Genomic DNA, 752 nt, shown 5'->3' with positions numbered 1-752 from the left:
GGAAGAATTAATGTTGAAGTGTATCCTGGCGGAACATTAGGTGACGAAAACTCAGTTGTAAGTCAGGTTCAATCAGGTGGTACAGTTGATATGACAAGAGTTAGCAGTGCTACACTTACCTCCTTCAACCCCCAAATGGGATTGTTTGCTCTTCCATACTTATTTACAGACTCAAAACAAGAATGGGCATTTTTGGATAGCGAAAAAGGGAAGAAACTGCTAAAAGACCTTCAAACATCGAATATGATGGGATTGGCTTACTACGAGTCTGGCGCTAGAAGCTTCTATTCTAGCAAACCTCTTACCAAGCTTGCCGACTTGAAAGGTCAAAAAATACGTGTACAACAAAGTGCAATTACTCTTGAGATGGTTACTGCTCTAGGTGCAAATCCTATTGTAATGCCATATGGTGATGTATTTGGAGCATTACAAACTGGTACAATTGATGCTGCAGAAAATAATGCGCCTTCATTTGAATCTGCAAACCACTATACAGTTGCGAAGAATTATATTTTAGATGGACATCAACGTGTTCCTGAAGTACTTCTGATGAACTTAGCTATGTGGAATAAATTTTCACCGGCTGATCAAAAGATTATTCAGGATGCCGCTACTGCTTCTGTTGCCACAGAAAAGGAAGAATGGGCTAAATATGAAGAAAAATCCAACGCAAAAATTAAAGCTGCTGGCGTTACAATTACTACTGTTGATAATGTAGCTGAGTGGCAAGCAGCCGTTAAACCAGTCATTGA

Annotated in this window: 1 protein-coding gene; it reads left to right on the top strand. The window is 39.6% G+C overall.

The window, feature by feature from the left end:
• Positions 1–752, top strand: a 752-nt coding sequence (locus ACAN52_RS21875; RefSeq protein WP_378957259.1) for a TRAP transporter substrate-binding protein, incomplete at both ends; no start/stop codon positions are given.

The sequence above is a fragment of the Pelosinus sp. sgz500959 genome, assembly GCF_042610375.1.
Classification (GTDB): Bacteria; Bacillota; Negativicutes; order DSM-13327; family DSM-13327; genus CTSoil-075.
This window is presented reverse-complemented; position numbering and strand designations above follow the sequence as displayed.